The organism is Bradyrhizobium sp. IC3123 (genome assembly GCF_020193625.1).
In the GTDB taxonomy this organism is placed as follows: Bacteria; Pseudomonadota; Alphaproteobacteria; order Rhizobiales; family Xanthobacteraceae; genus Bradyrhizobium; species Bradyrhizobium yuanmingense.
The window spans coordinates 791,527-810,318 of sequence record NZ_JADYVF010000002.1 but is presented as its reverse complement, the minus strand read 5'-3'; the positions used below and the strand labels follow the sequence as shown (position 1 = coordinate 810,318).

20 protein-coding genes are annotated in these 18,792 nt (G+C 64.5%); 11 read left to right on the top strand and 9 right to left on the bottom strand.

Going from position 1 to position 18,792, the window contains the following annotated elements; all coding sequences use genetic code 11:
- Positions 1-135: 135 nt before the first annotated feature.
- The 4 genes from I6F20_RS09420 to I6F20_RS09405 form a co-directional block, all read right to left on the bottom strand.
- Positions 136-1,791: a TRAP transporter large permease gene (locus I6F20_RS09420; RefSeq protein ID WP_109144150.1), complete on the bottom strand. Its 1,656-nt coding sequence runs from the start codon at positions 1,789-1,791 to the stop codon at positions 136-138.
- A 27-nt stretch (positions 1,792-1,818) separates the two neighbouring features.
- Positions 1,819-2,400, bottom strand: coding sequence for a TRAP transporter small permease subunit (locus I6F20_RS09415; RefSeq protein ID WP_036001566.1), 582 nt, complete (start codon positions 2,398-2,400; stop codon positions 1,819-1,821).
- Positions 2,401-2,569: 169 nt separating this feature from the next.
- Positions 2,570-3,589 carry a GTP 3',8-cyclase MoaA gene (moaA, locus tag I6F20_RS09410; RefSeq protein WP_036001562.1) on the bottom strand — a complete coding sequence of 340 codons (1,020 nt, stop codon included), beginning with the start codon at positions 3,587-3,589 and terminating at the stop codon, positions 2,570-2,572.
- A gap of 266 nt (positions 3,590-3,855) precedes the next feature.
- Positions 3,856-4,563: an HAD family hydrolase gene (locus tag I6F20_RS09405; protein ID WP_225125866.1), complete on the bottom strand. Its 708-nt coding sequence runs from the start codon at positions 4,561-4,563 to the stop codon at positions 3,856-3,858.
- 183 nt (positions 4,564-4,746) lie between these two features.
- Here I6F20_RS09405 and rpiA point away from each other — a divergent pair, with 183 nt between their 5' ends.
- From rpiA to gor, 3 genes are read left to right on the top strand one after another with little or no spacing between them, the layout of a single operon-like run.
- Complete coding sequence (gene rpiA / locus I6F20_RS09400) at positions 4,747-5,478, top strand: ribose-5-phosphate isomerase RpiA (RefSeq protein ID WP_036001558.1); 732 nt, start codon at positions 4,747-4,749, stop codon at positions 5,476-5,478.
- Entirely contained in the window at positions 5,475-6,017 is a 543-nt protein-coding gene (locus tag I6F20_RS09395) for a DUF2059 domain-containing protein (protein ID WP_036022233.1), read from the top strand. The genes rpiA and I6F20_RS09395 overlap by 4 nt, the downstream gene beginning before the upstream one ends.
- Positions 6,018-6,064: 47 nt before the next feature.
- Positions 6,065-7,453 (top strand): glutathione-disulfide reductase, encoded by a 1,389-nt coding sequence (gene gor / locus I6F20_RS09390; protein WP_225125865.1) that lies wholly within the window; start codon positions 6,065-6,067, stop codon positions 7,451-7,453.
- Positions 7,454-7,455: 2 nt separating this feature from the next.
- Here gor and I6F20_RS09385 read toward each other — a convergent pair whose 3' ends face one another.
- From I6F20_RS09385 to I6F20_RS09370, 4 genes are all read right to left on the bottom strand, one after another.
- Positions 7,456-8,595, bottom strand: coding sequence for a glucuronate isomerase (locus I6F20_RS09385; RefSeq protein WP_225125864.1), 1,140 nt, complete (start codon positions 8,593-8,595; stop codon positions 7,456-7,458).
- A gap of 320 nt (positions 8,596-8,915) precedes the next feature.
- The gene (locus I6F20_RS09380; protein WP_036022282.1) at positions 8,916-9,101 is read right to left on the bottom strand and encodes a hypothetical protein; all 186 of its coding nucleotides are present in this window, start codon (positions 9,099-9,101) and stop codon (positions 8,916-8,918) included.
- Between the two features lie 64 nt (positions 9,102-9,165).
- Positions 9,166-10,395 carry a carboxylate-amine ligase gene (locus I6F20_RS09375; RefSeq protein WP_225125863.1) on the bottom strand — a complete coding sequence of 410 codons (1,230 nt, stop codon included), beginning with the start codon at positions 10,393-10,395 and terminating at the stop codon, positions 9,166-9,168.
- Between the two features lie 15 nt (positions 10,396-10,410).
- Positions 10,411-11,241: a class II glutamine amidotransferase gene (locus I6F20_RS09370; RefSeq protein WP_225126020.1), complete on the bottom strand. Its 831-nt coding sequence runs from the start codon at positions 11,239-11,241 to the stop codon at positions 10,411-10,413.
- A 359-nt stretch (positions 11,242-11,600) separates the two neighbouring features.
- Here I6F20_RS09370 and I6F20_RS09365 point away from each other — a divergent pair, with 359 nt between their 5' ends.
- The 5 genes from I6F20_RS09365 (at position 11,601) to I6F20_RS09345 (ending at position 14,159) form a co-directional block, all read left to right on the top strand.
- Complete coding sequence (locus tag I6F20_RS09365; RefSeq protein WP_109144143.1) at positions 11,601-12,068, top strand: tellurite resistance TerB family protein; 468 nt, start codon at positions 11,601-11,603, stop codon at positions 12,066-12,068.
- Positions 12,069-12,070: 2 nt separating this feature from the next.
- Positions 12,071-12,433 carry a hypothetical protein gene (locus I6F20_RS09360; protein ID WP_036022245.1) on the top strand — a complete coding sequence of 121 codons (363 nt, stop codon included), beginning with the start codon at positions 12,071-12,073 and terminating at the stop codon, positions 12,431-12,433.
- Positions 12,430-13,077, top strand: coding sequence for a TerC family protein (locus tag I6F20_RS09355; protein WP_036022248.1), 648 nt, complete (start codon positions 12,430-12,432; stop codon positions 13,075-13,077). The genes I6F20_RS09360 and I6F20_RS09355 overlap by 4 nt, the downstream gene beginning before the upstream one ends.
- Positions 13,078-13,108: 31 nt before the next feature.
- On the top strand, positions 13,109-13,693 hold the full coding sequence (locus I6F20_RS09350) for a TIGR00645 family protein (RefSeq protein ID WP_036022249.1): 585 nt from the start codon (positions 13,109-13,111) through the stop codon (positions 13,691-13,693).
- Positions 13,694-13,895: 202 nt separating this feature from the next.
- Positions 13,896-14,159: a hypothetical protein gene (locus tag I6F20_RS09345; RefSeq protein WP_036001521.1), complete on the top strand. Its 264-nt coding sequence runs from the start codon at positions 13,896-13,898 to the stop codon at positions 14,157-14,159.
- Between the two features lie 7 nt (positions 14,160-14,166).
- Here the strand turns inward: I6F20_RS09345 and I6F20_RS09340 are convergent, their stop codons facing one another.
- The gene (locus I6F20_RS09340) at positions 14,167-15,063 is read right to left on the bottom strand and encodes an alpha/beta hydrolase family protein (RefSeq protein ID WP_225125862.1); all 897 of its coding nucleotides are present in this window, start codon (positions 15,061-15,063) and stop codon (positions 14,167-14,169) included.
- A gap of 180 nt (positions 15,064-15,243) precedes the next feature.
- On the opposite strand from I6F20_RS09340, the gene I6F20_RS09335 reads away from it, so the two are divergent.
- The 3 genes from I6F20_RS09335 to I6F20_RS09325 are packed head-to-tail and all read left to right on the top strand — an operon-like array spanning position 15,244 to position 18,770.
- Complete coding sequence (locus I6F20_RS09335) at positions 15,244-16,632, top strand: class II 3-deoxy-7-phosphoheptulonate synthase (RefSeq protein WP_036001515.1); 1,389 nt, start codon at positions 15,244-15,246, stop codon at positions 16,630-16,632.
- 4 nt (positions 16,633-16,636) lie between these two features.
- A complete protein-coding gene (locus I6F20_RS09330) occupies positions 16,637-16,990 on the top strand; it encodes a diacylglycerol kinase (protein ID WP_036001513.1) in 354 nt (117 codons plus the stop codon).
- 22 nt (positions 16,991-17,012) lie between these two features.
- Entirely contained in the window at positions 17,013-18,770 is a 1,758-nt protein-coding gene (locus tag I6F20_RS09325; protein ID WP_225125861.1) for an NAD+ synthase, read from the top strand.
- Positions 18,771-18,792: the final 22 nt, after the last annotated feature.

The following is an 18,792-nucleotide window of genomic DNA, read 5'->3' as shown; positions in this document are numbered from 1 at the left end:
TCCGCGAGTCCGACGGCGAGTAAAATGCGCGGAGAGAAACCCCTCATCCGGCGCGAACTGCGTTCGCGCCACCTTCTCCCACAAGGGGAGAAGGGAAGAGGGTGTGGGCGCTCGCGCCTAGAACCAGTTGTCGCACTACTTCTGCGGAGGGCCGAGATCCAGCGGAGGCAGCTCGATCTGCGGCACCTCGATCTTGATCGTGCTGGGATCGATGTTCGTCTGCACGCCCTTGTAGTGCATCACCATCGACGGGAACGCGATCACGAGGCCGACCATGATGATCTGGATGACGACGAAGGGCACCGCACCCCAATAGATCTGGCCGGTGGTGACGGGGTCCATCCGCTTGCCAGTGACCCGATCGGTGTATCGCTCCTTCGGCGCGACGGACCGGAGATAGAACAGCGCGAATCCGAACGGCGGGTGCATGAACGAGGTCTGCATATTGACGCCGAGAATGACGCCGAACCAGATCAGGTCGATGCCGAGCTTCTCGGCGGCCGGTCCCAGTAGCGGGATCACGATGAAGGCCAGCTCGAAGAAGTCGAGGAAGAAGGCCAGTACGAATACGAGCGCGTTGACGAAGATCAGGAAGCCGATCTGGCCGCCCGGCAGCGATGTGAGCAGGTGCTCGACCCAGACGTGACCGTTGACCCCGTAAAAGGTGAGCGAAAAGATGCGGGCGCCGACCAGGATGAACACGACGAAGGCCGACAGCTTGGCGGTCGATTCCGTGGCCTGCCGGATCAGGTCCCAGCTCAGCCGCCGCTTCACGGCACCGAGAATGAGGGCGCCGGCGGCACCCATCGCACCGCCTTCGGTCGGCGTGGCGATGCCGATGAAGATCGTGCCCAGCACCAGGAAGATCAGGAACAGCGGCGGCACCATCACGAAGGTGGTCTGCTGCGCCATCTTCGAGAGGAAACGGAATCCGGTCAGCTTATCCACCACCCAGTTCAGCACGGCGACGGCGAATGCGAAGATGATGCCGTAGAACATGCTGAGCACCACGTAATCGGCGCCACGAGTGCTGGAATTGCGCATCATGAGCCATCCGAATGCGCAGCTCGCGAGGAACAGCACACCGAGCGATACAAGGCCGCGATCGCCGTTCTCTTCGCGGAAGCCGATGGCGTCCTTCGGCAGGCCGGGCGCCGCCTTCGGCCAGATCATGCTGACGAGGAAAGCGTATCCGGCGTAGAGGGCGGCAAGCACGAGGCCCGGGATGAAGGCGCCTTCGTACATGTCGCCGACGGACTTGCCGAGCTGGTCGGCCATCACGATCAGGACGAGGGAGGGCGGAATGATTTGCGCGAGCGTGCCGGAGGCGGCGATGACACCGGCGGCCACGCGGCGATCATAGCCATAGCGCAGCATGATCGGCAGCGAGATCAGGCCCATCGAGATCACGGACGCCGCGACCACGCCGGTGGTCGCAGCGAGCAGCGCGCCGACGAAGATCACGGCATAGGCGAGGCCGCCGCGGATCGTGCCGAACAGCTGGCCGATCGTGTCGAGCAGGTCCTCGGCCATGCCCGACCGCTCCAGCACCAATCCCATGAAGGTGAAGAAGGGGATCGCGAGCAGCGTGTCGTTGTTCATCACGCCATAGACGCGCTCCGGCAAGGCCTGGAGGAAGTCGGGGTGAAACTGGCCGAGCTCGACGCCGATGATGGCGAAGAACAGGCCGACGGCGCCGAGCGAGAATGCCGCCGGATAGCCGAGCAGCAGCATGACGACCAGCGATACGAACATGATGGGCGCCATATTGGCGATGATGAATGCGGTCATGGATTCCCCCTACACCGTCGCCAACGGCTACTTCTTCTCGATCGCTTCAACGAGATGCTCGACTTCCGCTTCGAGCGCCGACACCTGCGATTCGTGCGGGTCCGGTATCAAGCCGCGCATCACCGCGATCCGCTTGATCAGCTCGGAAATGCCTTGGACCAGAAGGAAGGCGAACCCCACCATGATCAGGGCTTTGGCGGGCCATTGCGGCAGGCCGCCGGCATTGCCGGATTGCTCGTTGATCTGGAAGGAGCGCAGGAAGAACGGCACGCCCGTGACGATCATGACGATGCAGATCGGAATGAGGAAGAACACGTGACCGACGATGTCGATGACGTTGCGCGCCTTCTTGGGCATCGTGTTGCTTACGATGTCGATGCGGATGTGCTCATTGTCGAGCAGCGTCCACGGCGAACAGAGCAGGAAGACGATGCTGAACAGCACCCATTGCAGCTCGAGCCACGAATTGGACGAGGTGTCGAACGTCTTGCGGATGATCGCGTTGACCGCCGAAATGACAACGGCGAGCACGATCAGCCACGCAATACGTTTGCCGGTCCAGCGCGTGAACGCGTCGATCCTGCTGCTCAGCTTAAGGAGCGCTTGCAACGATAGGTCCTCCCCCGATTGTGCCCCGGCCGTCTTGACTGCGCCGAGATGGCGCGTGGCTTATCTCGCCGCGCAGGCATGAGGCCGCCGCACCAAACCAGCGGGCGTGCCGCCAGTCAATCGGAAGTTTGTTGATAGTTAAGGGGAATAGGGCCGCAACTATACGGAGTTAGCCGCCGGTGACGCTCATGTGCCTGGAGACGCTGGGCCGGTCGTGGCGGCGGTCGATGATGAAATCGTGGCCCTTGGGCTTCAGCCCGATGGCGCGGTCGATCGCATCCGCAAGCAATAGATCGTCGCTCGATGCACGCAGAGGTTTGCGCAAATCGGAGGCATCCTCATGGCCGAGGCAGGTGTGCAGCGTTCCGGTGCAGGTGATGCGTACCCGATTACAGGATTCGCAGAAATTATGGGTCATCGGCGTGATGAAGCCGAGCTTGCCGCCGGTCTCGGCGACGCCGACATAGCGGGCCGGACCGCCGGTGCTCTCGGCCAGATCCGTCAGCGTGAACTGCTGGGCGAGGCGGGCGCGCACCAGCGACAGCGGCAGATATTGGTCAATGCGGCCCGATCCGATCTCGCCCATCGGCATCACCTCGATCAGCGTCAGGCCCATGCCCTTGCCGTGGGCCCAGCGCATCAGCGAAGGCAGCTCGTCCTCGTTGAGGTTCTTCAGCGCCACGGCGTTGATCTTCACGGCGAGCCCTGCGGCGCGCGCGGCCTCGATGCCCTCCAGCACCTTGTCGATCTCGCCCCAGCGGGTGATCTCGCGAAACTTCTTGGGATCGAGGGTGTCGAGCGAGACGTTGATGCGGCGGACGCCGCAATCGGCGAGCTCCCGCGCGTGCTTCGCAAGCTGGGTGCCGTTGGTGGTCAGCGTCAGCTCGCTCAACGCGCCGCTCGACAGATGCCGCGACAACGAGCGCACCAGCGACATCACATTGCGGCGGACCAAGGGCTCGCCGCCGGTGAGGCGCAGCTTCTTCACGCCCTTGGCGATGAAGGCCGTACAGAGCCGATCGAGCTCCTCCAGCGTCAGCAGGTCCGCCTTGGGCAGGAACGTCATGTCTTCGGACATACAGTAGAAGCAGCGCAGGTCGCAGCGGTCGGTGACGGAGACGCGCAAGTAGGTGATGGTCCGCCCGAACGGATCGGTCATCGGGGTCGACAATGCGGCGGATCCGGTCATGCGAGAGGCCTTCACTTATGGCGACGGGCGCACCTTTGCTGCAGCGGTGCGGTCGACGCAATCTAAGCATCGGACGCGGCAAGGACAATCGGGTGGTATACGTGAGTGCAGCACTGACGCATGTGACCCCCTCGGCGCGGGATTTCGGCTCGTTCGGTGCGGTTCGCAGCTGGGTTCCGCGTACGGCCGGCAACGCCCGCGGCGCCGGTGAAGTCAGCCCTCTATGCATCCATTCGGGATGTGAGGCGGCGAAAATGGCAATCCTATCAAAGCGTTGCTGTTTTGCTTGCCGTCATCAGGCTGATCGCGGCCGCCGGCAGGTCGCGCATGTGGTGGATCAGGCGGTCCGGCTTCAGCTCGGCGATCGGCACGTCGGTGTAGCCGAAGCTGACCCCGATCACGGGCACGCCGGCCCGCCGGGCGACACCGACATCGGTTCCGGCATCGCCGACCATGATGCTGGCCTTCACGTCGCCGCCGGCCCGGGCCACCGTCTCCCGAAAAATAGTCGGATCGGGCTTCTGGACGCCAAAAGTGTCCGCGCCGCAGATCGCCGCGAAGCGGCGGCTGAGGTCGAGCTGGTCCAGCAGGCGCTTCGACAGCCATTCCAGCTTGTTGGTGCAGACCGCGAGGCGATGGCCCTGGGCGGCAAAGTGGTCCAGCGCGGCCTCGAGTCCCTCGAAAGGGCGGGATTCCACAGCGATATGGTCGGCGTAATAGGCGATGAAATCCGCCGTCATCCGGTCCATGTCGGCGGGGGTGACGGTGCGGCCTTCCGCTTCGAGGCCCCGCTCGATCAGCTTGCGGGCACCGGCGCCGATCATGTTGCGGGCCGAGGCCATCGGCACCGGCGGCAGGCCTTCGCGGTCGAGCACGTAATTGAGGGCCGTGATCAGGTCGGGTGCCGTATCCACCAGCGTGCCGTCGAGATCGAAGACGATGGTGTGAGGGAAAGTCGTCTTGAAGGAGGTCATGATTCCCAAGCGCTACCGGCCCGGTCCTAGCCGCGCAAGGGGCGGGCCCATAAGATCACCTTATAGGCCTGTTCCCAGACCCTGTTCCAGGCCCTGTTCTCCTGGGAAAAACGAGGCTACATAGGCGCCCGAAACCGGCCGGAATCGGCCGCATGTTCGAGACTTCACAAGGCAGGCGCACACGTGACCATGGACCAGTTGAAGCGGCAGGCTGCGGCGCGTGCGCTGGAGGAGGTGCGCGACGGCATGCAGCTCGGGCTCGGCACCGGCTCGACCGCCAAGCACTTCGTCGAGCTGCTCGGCGAACGCGTTGCCGCCGGGCTCAAGGTGATCGGCGTGCCGACCTCCGAGGCGACGCGGGCCGATGCGGAACGCTGCGGCGTCAAGCTGACGACGCTGGACGAGATCGACCATCTCGACCTCACGATCGACGGCGCCGACGAGATCGATCCCGAGCTCAATCTGATCAAGGGCGGCGGCGGCGCGCTGTTGCGCGAGAAGATCGTGGCGGCCGCCTCGGACCGCATGATCGTGATTGCCGACGACAGCAAATGGGTGCCGACGCTCGGCAAGTTTCCGCTGCCGATCGAGGTCATCCCGTTCGGGCTCGGTGCGACGCGCCGCGCGATCGAAAAGGCATTTGCCGAATGCGGCGTTTCCGGGCAAATGGCGGTCCGCAAGGCCAAAGGCGGGGACAAGGACGGCCACGTTTTCGTCACCGATGGCGGCCACTGGATCGTCGATGCCCAGCTCGGACGTATTACGGATCCCCCCGGTCTCGCCAAGGCGTTGAGCGCCATTCCCGGTGTGGTCGAGCACGGGCTGTTCATCGGCTTGGCCAGCTCGGCCGTTCTGGCGGGCGGCGGCGGAATCCGCGTGATTGAACGGCGCAAGCCGAAAGGAGACCAGGAATGAAGAACGTGTTGAAAATCTTGCCGGCTGCGGCTCTCGCTGCGGGATTGGCCCTTTCGGCCGCCCCGGTCGCCGCGCAGCAGGCGGGCCAGAAGGCTCCCGCGGCGCCGGCCCTGCCGAAGGCGTCGCCCGCGGCGATTGCGGCAGCGAAGGAAATTCTGCAGATCAAGAACGCCGCCGGGATGTATGCGGGCGCCGTGCCGGGCATGGTCGAGAAGACCAAGGGCGCGCTGATCCAGCAGAACCTGAATTACCAGAAGGACCTCAACGAGGTCGCCCCGATCGTGGCCCAGCAGCTCAACGGCCGCCAGAGCGAGATCGGCGAAGGCATGGCGCAGATTTATGCCAGCGAGTTCACCGAGCAGGAGCTGAAGGACCTCGTCACCTTCTACAAGTCGCCGCTGGGCAAGAAGCTGATCGATGCCGAGCCGCGCGCGATCGGGCAGAGCATGGCGTTCATGAACAGCTGGGCCCAGAACTTCTCGGAAACCGTGATGGGCGCCTTCCGTGCCGAGATGCGCAAGCGTGGCAAGGAGATCTGAGCGCACCTATCTGAAAGGTCGTTCCTGATAAGGGGTCGGAGTGGATAATGGCTGATTTCGACGTCGACCTCTTCGTCATTGGTGGCGGCTCGGGCGGCGTCCGTGCCGCCCGCATCGCGGCCGGCTACGGCGCCCGCGTCATGATCGCGGAAGAGTACCGCATGGGCGGCACCTGCGTGATCCGCGGCTGTGTGCCGAAGAAGCTGTTCGTGATCGGCTCGCACGTCCGTCACGAGCTCGAGGACGCCGCCGGCTTCGGCTGGACCGTGCCGCCCGCCAGCTTCGACTGGCCGACGCTGATCGCCAACAAGGACAAGGAGATCGCGCGGCTGGAGGCGGCCTACACTGCCAACGTCGAGAAATCAGGCGCGCAGATCGTCAAGAGCCGCGCGGTGATCGAGGACAAGCACACCGTCCGCCTGCTCGAGAACGACAGGAAGGTCACGGCGAAGTACATCCTGATCGCCACCGGCGGCGCGCCCAACCATGGCGCGGCGATCCCCGGCATCGAGCACGTGATCTCCTCCAACGAGGCGTTTCATCTTGCGAGGCTGCCGAAGCGGATCGTGATCCAGGGCGGCGGCTATATCGCGCTGGAATTCGCCGGCATCTTCGCCGGCTTCGGCTCCGATGTGACGGTAATCTATCGCGGCGAAAACATTCTTCGCGGCTTCGACGAGGATGTCCGGACCCATGTTCGCGCCGAGATGGAGAAGCATGGCATCACCATCCTCACCGGCTGCACCGTGACCAAGGTCGACCGCCACGGCGAGGACTTCACCACGCATCTGTCGAACGGCTCGAGCCTCGCCTCCGACCAGGTGATGTTCGCGATCGGCCGCCATCCGAACGTCGCCAATCTCGGCCTGGAGAATGCCGGCGTCGCCATCAATCCCGCCAACGGCGGCATCGCGGTCGACCATTTCTCCAAGAGCTCGGTCGACAGCATCTATGCCATCGGCGACGTTACCCACCGCTTCAACCTGACGCCGGTCGCGATCCGCGAGGGCCATGCCTTCGCCGACACGGTGTTCGGCAAGCGCGAGGTGCAGGTCGACCACGCCAATATCCCGACGGCCGTGTTCTCGCAGCCGGAGGTCGGCACTGTCGGCCTGACGGAAACCGAGGCGCGCGCGCAATTCAGCCACGTCGACATCTACAAGACGACGTTCCGGCCCATCAAGGCGACGATGTCCGGCCGCGACACCCGCGTGCTGATGAAGCTCGTGGTCGACGGCGCGACCGACCGCGTGCTCGGCTGTCACATTGTCGGCGATGCCGCCGCCGAGATCACGCAAGCCGTCGCGATCGCGGTGAAGATGAAGGCGACCAAGGCCGATTTCGACGCGACCATCGCACTGCATCCGACCGCGGCCGAAGAGCTCGTCACCATGCGCACCCCGACCGCACGGCACGTGCGGCAGGCGGCGGAGTAGCCTCAGCCGTACAGATATCCGACCGGCTTGCCTTCGGTGCGCAGGGGACGCACGTCCTTTTGCGTGATGATCTGACTGGCGAGGCCGTCGATCTCGTCGCGCTGTGTCGCCGTCCAGCTGCGCAGCTCGTTCATGCCCTTGAGCAGGCCGAGGCGGAGGACCTGCGTGTTTTCGCCGACGCCGATCAGGCTGATGGAATCCTTGCCCGCCGTCACCACGTCGCCGGCAGAGAGTTCAAAGCTCTCGCCGGACTTCTTCTTGAACTCGGCCGTGCCGCGAATGACGCGATAGATCACGACCTCGCCCTTGGCAAAGCGGGTCGCGTCCGCCGCGGCAGACGTGCTCTTTGGCAAGAGTGCGTGGCCACGCGGGTCGGTCGCGATGATGTGGCCGGTGACGAGATGCCCGCTCGGAATCTCGATGCCGATGTCGCGTACGTAAACCGGCATCGCCGATCTGACAGAACCATCGGTGAGCGGCTTGAACAGTGCGTCGAGCGCGAGGGGATCCTGAAGCCAGAAGCCGGCATCGGCCGGGCGGTCATGCAGCGGATGGCTCCAGGCCACGCGCGGCGTTTCGTCCTCATTGATCTGATCCGGACCGACAATGGTCGGATTCGGAAAGGTGGTGGGATCGGTGATGAAGGCTTCGAGAAACTTGCCGGAATAGCCCATCGAGATCGGATCGGGCACCACCGTCTGCGGCGTCTTCAAATTCTCTTCGGTCGACAGGCCGGACCAGGTGTAGAACAGCTGGCGATGCACGATCGCGCTTTGCAGCATCACCGCGCCCGGGCCGACATTGTACCAGCGGCCGTCATAATCGAAGGTGAACGCGCCCGAGGTGACCAGCACGAGCTGAAAGCCGCCCGGCGGCAGATGCAGATGGAAGTCGGTGGGGCCGGTGTCGGGCCGATAGATCGGCAGATTGGTGGCCACCTCGTGCAGCAGGAAGGTTTCGTTGTTGGCGTGGAAGCCTTCGTTGGCGCGGTTGTAGAGCGCCTGCGGCCGGTAGGTCGCCTCGAAATTCGCATTCTTGTCGCGATCGATCGCCACGAAGTCCTGATCGTTGAGGCGCAGCCGGGCGCCGTTCGGATGGGTGAGACCGGTGAATTTGATGTCTCCGGCAGCATGCACGTTCATGGCATTCTCCGATCTGAGGCCATTCATCCCGGAAGCCGAGCGCGCGTGACTGGCCGCTCCCGTGGCCGGGCAGGGACTTGGCCTGATGCTGTCTTGCGAATTTCAGGCCAGCCGGAGCGCAATGCGGCGCGCTGGTCCGCCGGCTGCACGCGACGCGCAAATAATCGAGATTGCACCTGAGGTTAGACAATAGGTGGCGCCGAACTCGCCCGACCTGTCCTGGCAAGCCGTCAGTGGGCGCAGCGGCTTGTCTTGTCTAATTTGTCGGCATGCCCTGCAAAAGCGGATGCAGCCGGCCCGCGACGGGCGCCCGGCACGGTTCAGTCGAATGATCGCGGGAGCGCCGGCTCGGGCTTGCCGGACGGGCTGCCTGCCCATTTCGCCATGTCCATGGCGCGCGCGTCGAAGCCTTCGCACCAGAGGCAGCTCGGCTCCGTGTGGCCGTGGGCCGTCAGCATCGGCACAAGCGCATGGCCGCAGCCGGGGCAGGGTGTGGTGCGGTTCATGCGCTTCTCCAACGATCTCCGTAACTCAGGAATGGCATTTTCGTCGCGCAAGCTTGCGCGGGCGCTATGACGGCGCAGGAGCGCTGCGATGCACAGGCGCGCTCGTTCCTGACAGCGTAGAGGTAGCGATCCATTGTGACACGGCTGCGATGTCGTCGCCGCTTTCGCGATAGGCGCGAAGCTGGAATTCCGCCGAGCTGCCGCGCGCGACGATGGTGCGGCAGTGTTCGATCTCGGCGGAGCAGTTCAGTGCGGCTGCGTCCTCCGCAATGTCGTCGATCACCCCGGTGAGCACCTCCGAGATCGTCACCGGCCCGTCCGTGGAGGCGAAGATGCAGTCGGTGCCGTAGCGCTGGGCGCGCCATTTGTTCTCGACCGCGATCGCGCGCTCGACCGCAGTGACCTCCCGGGACAGCTGAGGGCGCAGATAGAGATGCCGCGTCAGGCAGCGGTAGAGCGAGGCGATGGCAACCGCGTCGTCGACGAAGGTGCAGGTGTCGGGCGCGCGAAGCTCCAGCGTCGGATGCTTCATGGAGGGGCGCATTGCCCACCAGATGTGGCTTTCGTCCGGGATCACGCCGGAGCGCTGCAACGCGCCGACATAAGCGTCGAAATCCTGCTTGCCTTCGAACAATTCGGGCAGGCCGCTGCGCGGCAGCTCGGAATAAGCCGCGAGGCGGTAGCCCTTCAATCCGGTCTTGTGCGAATTCCAGAACGGCGAGGACGTCGACAGCGCGATGAACAGCGGCAGATGCGGCAGCATGGCCCGCATCACCGCCATGCGCTTCTCGGGATCCGGCAGCTGCACGTGCACATGCATGCCGCACATCATGTTGCGGTGGCCGATGCTGCGCAGATCCTCGATCATCTCCTCGTAGCGCGGTTTCGGGCTGGGCTGCGACATGCGCCAGACTGCGCTCGGGTGCGTGCCGCAGGCCATGATCACGAAGCCGTATTGCGCAGCGACGTTCGCGACCTCGCGTCGCAGGAAGCGCAGCTCCTCGCGCGCGTCGTTCACGTCGACATGAACGTTGGTTGCGACCTCGAGCTGCGATTGCAGCATCTCGCGCATGGCCTGGCCGCCGGTCGACCAGTTTGCCGATTCGAACAGCTCGTTGGGCGTGCGGATCGCGACCTCGAAGCTGCGGCGGTCAGCGAGGAAGTATTCCTCCTCGATGCCGAAGGAATATTCCGCCGGATTGCCGCCGCCACCGGCAGAACGGATGACGACATGCTGCTTGTCCTCGGAGGGGGCAAGACGCAGCAGCTTTGAAACGTCTGAAGCAAATGTCATTGGCCACCGGCGCGGTCAGTACCTGCGGGCGATAATCCGTCTGATTGTGGCCGGTTCCGCACCCAATGTACTGGAAATTGCAGGGTCGAACGGAACAATTTTGACGGCTTCGGACGCTCGCGCGATCAGGGCGTGGTTCGGCGGGACTTCCGCCCAGTCCGATTCCTTATCGAACGGCTCGGAGACGACGATGACTTGCCCGCCGTCCTCGCGGAAGTAGAGCGTGTTCGCGGCATCGTTCACCGAGACCCGAAATGCGTAGAGGTCGCGGCCGTTGGCAATCGCGCTGGTAAAGCGCAGCCGTTCGCGAAGCCCGCCTTCATTGACGAATCCGAGGAGGGATTGCAGCACGGACTGTGTCGCGCCGAGCGGATCGTGCTCGAGACCGGCCCCCATCATGGCCAGGAACACGGCTTCCGAATCCGTCGTGCCCAGCCGCGACGGATAGTAGGCATCGGGAATCAGCGCCTCGACTTTGCGCCGCAGCCGATTCCAGCTCCCGACGAACCCGTTGTGCATGAACATCCAGTGCCCGCAGGCAAAGGGGTGACAATTCTGCCGCGTCACGGCCGTGCCGGTTGCGGCACGCACATGAGCGAAGAACAGATGCGAGTGCAGATGCCGGCAGAGGTAGCGCAGGTTTTCGTCCGACCACGCCGGGCGCGTCTCGCGATAAAGGCCCGGCTCGGGGTGCTCGCCATACCAGCCGAGACCAAAGCCGTCTCCGTTCGAGCCCGCCGTGGACTGAAGCGAGCGGATGCTCTGCGCAATCAGCGAATGCTCGGGTTCGGTGACATAAGGCTCGAACGAGGTGGTTTCGCCCCGGTATGCGATCCAGCGGCACATGCGGGTTCCTGCCAGGCGGTTTGATGCGTCGCGAGGTGCATCAACACCTGTCACGGACGCATGGTTCCAGCTGCGAAAGGGTTGCATGACCGATCCCGCAACGCCGAACGGATGCGGCGGCTGGTCGCAGCCGGTCCGCCTTGATTCCGACAGGCGTACCTATAATTCTGAAGCGAACAAGAATCCGGGCCCCTCTGGCGAGGACGTCGACGTTCGTCGGCAAACCTCGCGATGTCGGATGACCAGTCCCGCGCGAATGCGATGGATCGGCCGATTGTCGGGCCCCCTGTTTCGTTTTCTCCGACCATTCGTCCCCATCGCAGCTCCGTGCGGCTATTTCGCAAGTTAAGGGAGCTACGATGTCCGGAACCAAGTCCTCAAATTCGATCGAGATCACGGAACCGTCCAGCCTGAATGAGCAGGCCGCGGCGGCCGTGGTGATCGTGGGCGCCCTGGTAGCGGTTGCTGACCGGCGCGTCTCACCCGTCGAACGCGACGAGGTGATCCGTTTCATCAGAGACCGCAAGCTGGCGCCGCACATCGGCGACGAACGGCTCCGTGCGATGTTCGACGAACTCGCCGAACGGCTCGAAGAGCCGGATTTTGCCAACGTCGTGATCGATACGCTGCGACCGGTTTCGAACCTGCCGCTGTCGTCGCATCTGGTGGAGCTGTCGGAGCGCGTTGCTGCCGCAGACGAGGACGTACATCCCCACGAAGTCCAGGCGATTAAATTGTTGCGCTTGCTGACGCTGGTGCTGCCGCGCGCGAAGCCTGTCGGGGCGAGTGCGCCGGGCCCCAAGCTGCAGGCCGCCTCGAAGGGGTAAGCATGAGCACGATTTCGAACGAGCGCGCCAGGCAAACCGAGGGGAACACCGAGCAGATCGCTGGTGGAGACCCGCGCCTGGCCAAGCTCGTCGACCGCCTGCCGCCGCGCATGAGCGACACCCTGACCTATCTGCTCAAGCCGTCCAGCCGCTGGGTCAGGATCCCCTCGGGCACGCTGCTGGTCGTCGGCGGTGTGCTCTCCATCCTCCCGGTGCTCGGCGTCTGGATGCTGCCGCTCGGCCTTGCTCTGCTCGCCGAGGACGTGCCTGCGCTGCGCTCCTCCCGTTCAAAAGTCTTCGACTGGATCGAGCGGCGCAAGCCGCATTGGCTCGATCCGTCTGCCTCTAGGAATGATCAATCATGACTGAACTCATCACCGCCGAAGCGCTGTCCGCGCTGTTTCAAGTCATCCTGATCGATCTCGTGCTCGCCGGCGACAATGCCGTCGTCATCGGCCTTGCGGCTGCCGGCCTGCCGGCCGAGCAGCGCCGCCGCGCCATCATCGTCGGTATCGCCGCTGCCACCGCACTGCGTATCGCCTTCGCCGGCGTTGCGACCCAGCTTCTGCAAGTGATCGGCCTTCTGCTCGCCGGCGGCGTGTTGCTGCTCTGGGTCTGCTGGAAGATGTGGCGCGAGCTGCGCGAGCAGGCCGCGCATTCGAAAGAACTCGCATTCGATAGTAACGGCGCAGGTGCTGCGCCGGTACAGCAGCCGGTAACGCAGAAGACTTTCGGCCAAGCGGCGGTGCAGATCGTCGCCGCCGACGTGTCGATGTCGCTCGACAACGTGCTCGCGGTCGCGGGCGCCGCGCGGGAGCATCCCTACATCCTGGCCTTCGGCCTGCTCTTGTCGGTTGGGATGATGGGCGTTGCCGCGGATCTGCTTGGCCGTTTGCTCCAGAAGCAGCGCTGGGTGGCCTATGTCGGCCTCGCCATCATCCTTTACGTCTCGTTTGAGATGATCTATCGCGGCACGCTGGAACTTGCACCGGTGATTGCGAGTCTCTGAGGCGACAATCTACCGCAGTCCGGAGTGATCAATGACGTCTGAACCCAAAGCACCTTCGGCGCGGGCCGCGCCGTTGCCGCCGGTCGGCCTGCTTCCGAAGCTGATCTTCGGCTCGCGCTGGCTGCAGCTGCCGCTCTATGTTGGCCTCATTGTCGCCCAGTCCGTCTATGTGCTGTTGTTCCTGAAGGAGCTCTGGCACCTCGTCTTGCATTCGTTCGACGCCAGCGAGCAGCAGATCATGCTGGTCGTGCTCGGGCTGATCGACGTCGTCATGATCTCGAACCTTCTGATCATGGTAATCGTGGGTGGATACGAGACCTTCGTTTCCCGGCTGAACCTCAGCGGCCATCCGGACGAGCCGGAATGGCTCGGTCACGTCAATGCCAGCGTGCTCAAGATCAAGCTCGCAATGGCGATCATCGGCATCTCCTCGATCTCGCTGCTCAGGACCTTCATCGAGGCCGGCAATCTCGGCACGACCCGCAGCAATTTCACCGAGAGCGGGGTAATGTGGCAGGTGCTGATTCATATGACCTTCATCGTCTCGGCGGTCGGCATCGCCTGGGTCGACCGCCTCAGCGAGAGCGGCCATCGCAAGGCGGCCGAGCACGGCTGATAAGCTGGCCGCCCAATACCTCCCGAGCGGCCAATCCTGGAGCCCGCCTGATCGTCCGGTTGGGCGGGCTCTCTTTCGAGATCGATAAAATTGTCTGCAATCGGTTCAGTGCCGGCAAACGCTGCCGACAAGAAGCCGGGCGCCTTAAACCAGGCCTTTGGAACCGATCTGCATCCTGCCCGCAAAGGGCAGGGCATCGGGCATGACAATTCTCAGGGAGATCGTCGCAGCGGTCGCGGGAGTCTACGCGCTCCTGCTGGTCTGTGACGCATTGTTCGGCGTCGGCGAGGCGCGCTTCGACGACGCTTATTACCGCGCAAGCTTCTACGCACCGCGGCCGAAGGAGTTTCGGTTCGCGAGCGACACGCCGCCGGCGGTGCGCGTCAGCGACGCCTTCGCGCAGTTCGCACCTAGCGACGCCAAGCCGAACCGGCGCTACTCGTCGCTGACGACGATCATCCGCTGACGCAGCCTCATTCCCCCTGAATCCATTCCGCGACGCCGCGCCACAGCGTGTCGCGGTGCTCGGGGCGGAAGAAGCCGAAATGGCCTATTCCCTTGGCGCCGACGTCGGACGGTTTGACCATCAGCACCTCCGGCTTGATCGCAGTGAATCCGCTCGCGAGCAGCTCGACCGCGGGCCGCGTCGCCCAGGGATCGTCGGAGAAACATAGCGAGCGCAGCTCGCCCTTGAACCTGGCGAAGTTCTCGAGTGCCGGCAGCTTTGAATCGAACAGATAGCGCGGGCTCGAGACCCATTCGGTCCATTGCAGGAAGACGCCCTTGGGCAAATCCTCGCCGATACCGGCCCAGCCCGGTGCGTAACCGAGTGCTTTGACCAGCGGCACACCGACAAAATTCATGAAGGCGTAGACCCGGTATTTTTCCGGCGAGGTCATCAACCGCCATGTCGCGGCCTGCGAGGCCACCAAGGCCGCGCGCGAGATATCGCTGTTATTCGCGATCAGCCCGAGCGCCTGGCCGCCGAAGGAATGGCCGATATAGGCGAGCGGCAGGGCATGATAGCGCTCGCGCATCCAGCTGACCGCGGCGGTGACGTCGAGCGCCGCCCAGTCCGACATCGAGGCCTTGAAGCCGACCAGCGATTTCGGCTGGTTGTAGCCGACCATCGCCGGCAGGCGGGAATCGCCGATGCCGCGATAATCGTAGGTCAGCACCGCGCAGCCGCGATGGGCGAGGTAGGAGGCAAAGCCCCGATAGATCTTTCGCGGCACGGCGGTCGCCGAATTGATCAGGACGGCATGGCGCTTGGCACCGCGCGGCAGGAACAGGGTGCCGGTCAGGGCATAGCCGTCGGCTGCCGGGAAGCTGATCTCGTCGATGAAAACGTCATCCAGTGCCGCGCCCATGGCGGTCGGTGTCCTGTCGGATTCCTCAAGCCTGCCAAGCAAATGCGAATTCGGCTTTGGCCGCAAGGGTTTGCGCTGCGAAATGGATTTACAACTGGCGGGGCGTGGCCGGCCTGTGTATAAGGCGGCCCTCGCAACCCCTAGATCAGGTTGTGGTTTTTGCTTCACGGAGAGATTGCGATGTCCGAGCGGTGGACGCCCGAGTCCTGGCGCAGCAAGCCGGTGCTACAGGTGCCCGAATATCCCGACGCCAAGGCTCTGGCCGACGTCGAGGCGCAGCTTGCGACCTTTCCGCCGCTGGTGTTCGCAGGCGAGGCGCGCAATCTGAAGAAGGCCTTGGGCCGCGTTGCAGCCGGCGAGGCCTTCCTGCTGCAGGGCGGCGACTGCGCCGAGAGCTTCGCCGAGCACGGCGCCAACAACATCCGCGACTTCTTCCGCGTGCTGCTGCAGATGGCGGTGGTGCTGACCTATGCCGGCGCGGTGCCGGTAGTGAAGGTCGGCCGCATCGCCGGCCAATTCGCCAAACCGCGCTCGTCGGCGACCGAGAAGGTGAATGGCGTCGAGCTGCCGAGCTATCGCGGCGACATCGTCAACGACATCGCCTTCACCAGCGAAGCGCGCATTCCCGATCCGCAGCGCCAGCTGATGGCCTATCGCCAGTCCGCCGCGACGCTGAACCTGCTCCGCGCGTTCGCCACCGGCGGCTTCGCCAATCTCGGCAGCGTGCATCAATGGATGCTGGGTTTCCTCAAGGATAGCCCGCAGTCACGCCGCTACAAGGAGCTGGCCGACCGCATCTCGGACGCGCTCAACTTCATGCGCGCCTGCGGCCTCGACCTCGAGAGCCATCCGGAGCTGCGTGCCACCGATTTCTACACCAGCCATGAGGCGCTGCTGCTCGGCTACGAGCAGGCGATGACCCGCGTCGATTCCACCACCGGCGACTGGTACGCGACCTCGGGCCACATGATCTGGATCGGCGATCGCACCCGCCAGCTCGATCACGGCCATGTCGAATATTTCCGCGGCATCAAGAATCCGATCGGGCTGAAGTGCGGCCCCTCGCTCAAGGTGGACGAGCTGTTGAAGCTGATCGACGTGCTCAATCCCGACAACGAGCCGGGCCGGCTGACGCTGATCGGCCGCTTCGGCTCCGACAAGATCGGCGAGCATCTGCCGAACATGGTCCGCGCCGTGAAGCGCGAGGGCCGGGTGGTGGTCTGGTCCTGCGATCCCATGCACGGCAACACCATCACCTCGACGTCCGGCTACAAGACTCGCCCGTTCGACCGCATCCTGTCCGAGGTCAAGTCGTTCTTCGCGGTCCACGCCGCCGAGGGCACCCATGCCGGCGGCGTGCATCTGGAGATGACCGGCCAGGACGTCACCGAATGTCTCGGCGGCGCCCGCGCGATCACGGATGAGGATCTCAACGATCGCTACCACACGGTCTGCGATCCCCGCCTCAACGCCGAGCAATCCATCGATATGGCGTTCCTGGTCGCGGAGCTGCTCAAGCAGGAGCGCGCCGGCAAGGCTCAGCCGATTCCGGCCGCAGCGGGGCTGTAAGACCTTGCTGCGGATCTGGAAGGCCACGATCAATTCCCGCAACGGGCTTGCCTTTGCGTTCCGGTCGGAGCAGGCCGTCCGCGAGGAGATCTTCGCGCTGCTGCTGTCGGTGCCGCTCGCCTGGTTCATCGGCGCCACGGCGATGCGCGCGGTCGAATTGGTGTGCTCTGTCGCTTTCGTGCTGACGGTCGAGCTGCTCAATACCGCGATCGAGAAGCTCGCCGACCGGCTGACCTTGGATCACGACAAGCAGATCGGCCGCGTCAAGGACATGGGCTCGGCCGCGGTTGGCGTTGCGCTTTTGATGACCGGCGCGTTCTGGATCATTGCCATCATCGAGCGATTGGGATTCCTGTAACTCGGGATCGGATAAAGCGGCCATGACCGAACGTCTCGACACATTCGCGGTCACGCTCGCCCAGCTCAATCCGACCATGGGCGACGTGGAGGGCAATGCGGCCAAGGCGCGCGCGGCGCGGGCGCAGGCCAAGTCCGGCGGCGCCGATCTCGTGTTGTTTCCAGAACTGTTCATCGCCGGCTATCCGCCGGAAGACCTGGTGCAGAAGCCCGCCTTCCAGGCCGCCTGCCGCGCCGCGATCGAAAGCCTCGCGCGCGAGACCGCCGATGGCGGGCCTGCGATGCTGGTCGGCACGCCCTGGGTCGAGGAGGGCATGCTCTACAATGCCTGTGCGCTGCTCGACGGCGGGCGCATCGCGAGCCTGCGTTTCAAGTGCAACCTGCCGAATTACGGCGTGTTCGACGAGAAGCGGCTGTTTTCGCGCGGCCCTGCCGCCGGTCCCGTGACTGTGCGCGGCGTGCGCATCGGTGTGCCGATCTGCGAGGACATCTGGCTGGAAGAGTCCGAGGATTACGAGAACGTGGTCGAGACGCTGGCCGAGACCGGCGCCGAGATCATCCTGGTGCCGAACGGCTCGCCTTACGCCCGCGACAAGAACGACGTGCGCCTGTCGGTCGCGGTGGCGCGCGTCACGGAGAGCGGGCTGCCGCTGGTCTATCTCAACCAGGTCGGCGGCCAGGACGAGCTCGTGTTCGACGGCGCATCCTTCGCGCTCAATGGCGATCTCTCGCTCGCGGCGCAGCTGCCGGCCTTCGAAGAGGGCATCGTCACGCTGCGCTTCAGCAGAAACGGCGACGACTGGCGCTGCAGCGGGCCGATCGCCGAGCTGCCCGAGGGCGACAAGGCCGACTACGCCGCCTGCGTGCTGGGCTTACGCGATTACGTCACCAAGAACGGCTTTCCAGGCGTGCTGCTCGGCATCTCCGGCGGCATCGATTCGGCGCTCTGCGCGGCGATCGCTGTCGACGCGCTCGGCGTCGACCAGGTGCATGGCGTGATGCTGCCTTACCGCTACACCGCGCCGCATTCGATCGCGGATGCCGGCGAGCTCGCCGGCCATCTCGGCATCCGCTACGAGGTGCTGCCGATCGCCGAAGCCGTGACCGGGTTCGAGACGATCCTGTCCGGCATCTTCAAGAACCTGCCGCCCGATATCACCGAGGAGAACCTCCAGGCCCGCACCCGCGGCACGCTGCTGATGGCGATCTCCAACAAGACCGGGCTGATGGTGGTGACGACCGGCAACAAGTCGGAGATGTCGGTCGGCTACGCCACGCTTTATGGCGACATGAACGGCGGCTTCAACCCGATCAAGGACATCTACAAGACGCAGGTGTTCCGCCTGGCAAGCCTGCGCAATTCCTGGAAGCCGGAGGGCGCGCTCGGCCCTGCCGGCGAGGTGATCCCGCCCGACATCATCACGCGCCCGCCGACCGCGGAGCTGCGCGAGAACCAGACCGATCAGGACTCGTTGCCGCCTTACGACGTGCTCGATGCCATCCTGGAGCGCCTGGTCGAGCGCGAGGAGCCGCTCGACCAGATCATCGCCGCCGGCTTCGACCGCGAGACGGTGATCCGGATCGATCATCTGCTCAACGTCGCCGAATACAAGCGCCGCCAGGCCGCGCCTGGGGTGAAGGTGACACCGAGGAATTTCGGCCGCGACCGCCGTTATCCCATCACCAACCGTTTTCGCGACAAGGGCCAGCCGTTGCCGGCGACGGATGAGGCGCTGGTGTCACGTGGAAGCACGGCGTCAATCGACGCATTCGAGGGGTGAAGCCTAGCCTGAGCGACGGCAG

What these genes read in the sequence shown, in the direction of transcription:
- I6F20_RS09420 (WP_109144150.1), bottom strand. Translation starts at nt 1,791, where the DNA reads ATGACCGCATTCATCATCGCCAATATGGCGCCCATCATGTTCGTATCG.
- moaA (WP_036001562.1), bottom strand. Translation starts at nt 3,589, where the DNA reads ATGACCGGATCCGCCGCATTGTCGACCCCGATGACCGATCCGTTCGGG.
- I6F20_RS09405 (WP_225125866.1), bottom strand. Translation starts at nt 4,563, where the DNA reads ATGACCTCCTTCAAGACGACTTTCCCTCACACCATCGTCTTCGATCTC.
- I6F20_RS09395 (WP_036022233.1), top strand. Translation starts at nt 5,475, where the DNA reads ATGAAGAACGTGTTGAAAATCTTGCCGGCTGCGGCTCTCGCTGCGGGA.
- gor (WP_225125865.1), top strand. Translation starts at nt 6,065, where the DNA reads ATGGCTGATTTCGACGTCGACCTCTTCGTCATTGGTGGCGGCTCGGGC.
- I6F20_RS09385 (WP_225125864.1), bottom strand. Translation starts at nt 8,595, where the DNA reads ATGAACGTGCATGCTGCCGGAGACATCAAATTCACCGGTCTCACCCAT.
- I6F20_RS09380 (WP_036022282.1), bottom strand. Translation starts at nt 9,101, where the DNA reads ATGAACCGCACCACACCCTGCCCCGGCTGCGGCCATGCGCTTGTGCCG.
- I6F20_RS09375 (WP_225125863.1), bottom strand. Translation starts at nt 10,395, where the DNA reads ATGACATTTGCTTCAGACGTTTCAAAGCTGCTGCGTCTTGCCCCCTCC.
- I6F20_RS09370 (WP_225126020.1), bottom strand. Translation starts at nt 11,241, where the DNA reads ATGTGCCGCTGGATCGCATACCGGGGCGAAACCACCTCGTTCGAGCCT.
- I6F20_RS09365 (WP_109144143.1), top strand. Translation starts at nt 11,601, where the DNA reads ATGTCCGGAACCAAGTCCTCAAATTCGATCGAGATCACGGAACCGTCC.
- I6F20_RS09360 (WP_036022245.1), top strand. Translation starts at nt 12,071, where the DNA reads ATGAGCACGATTTCGAACGAGCGCGCCAGGCAAACCGAGGGGAACACC.
- I6F20_RS09355 (WP_036022248.1), top strand. Translation starts at nt 12,430, where the DNA reads ATGACTGAACTCATCACCGCCGAAGCGCTGTCCGCGCTGTTTCAAGTC.
- I6F20_RS09350 (WP_036022249.1), top strand. Translation starts at nt 13,109, where the DNA reads ATGACGTCTGAACCCAAAGCACCTTCGGCGCGGGCCGCGCCGTTGCCG.
- I6F20_RS09345 (WP_036001521.1), top strand. Translation starts at nt 13,896, where the DNA reads ATGACAATTCTCAGGGAGATCGTCGCAGCGGTCGCGGGAGTCTACGCG.
- I6F20_RS09340 (WP_225125862.1), bottom strand. Translation starts at nt 15,063, where the DNA reads ATGGGCGCGGCACTGGATGACGTTTTCATCGACGAGATCAGCTTCCCG.
- I6F20_RS09335 (WP_036001515.1), top strand. Translation starts at nt 15,244, where the DNA reads ATGTCCGAGCGGTGGACGCCCGAGTCCTGGCGCAGCAAGCCGGTGCTA.
- I6F20_RS09325 (WP_225125861.1), top strand. Translation starts at nt 17,013, where the DNA reads ATGACCGAACGTCTCGACACATTCGCGGTCACGCTCGCCCAGCTCAAT.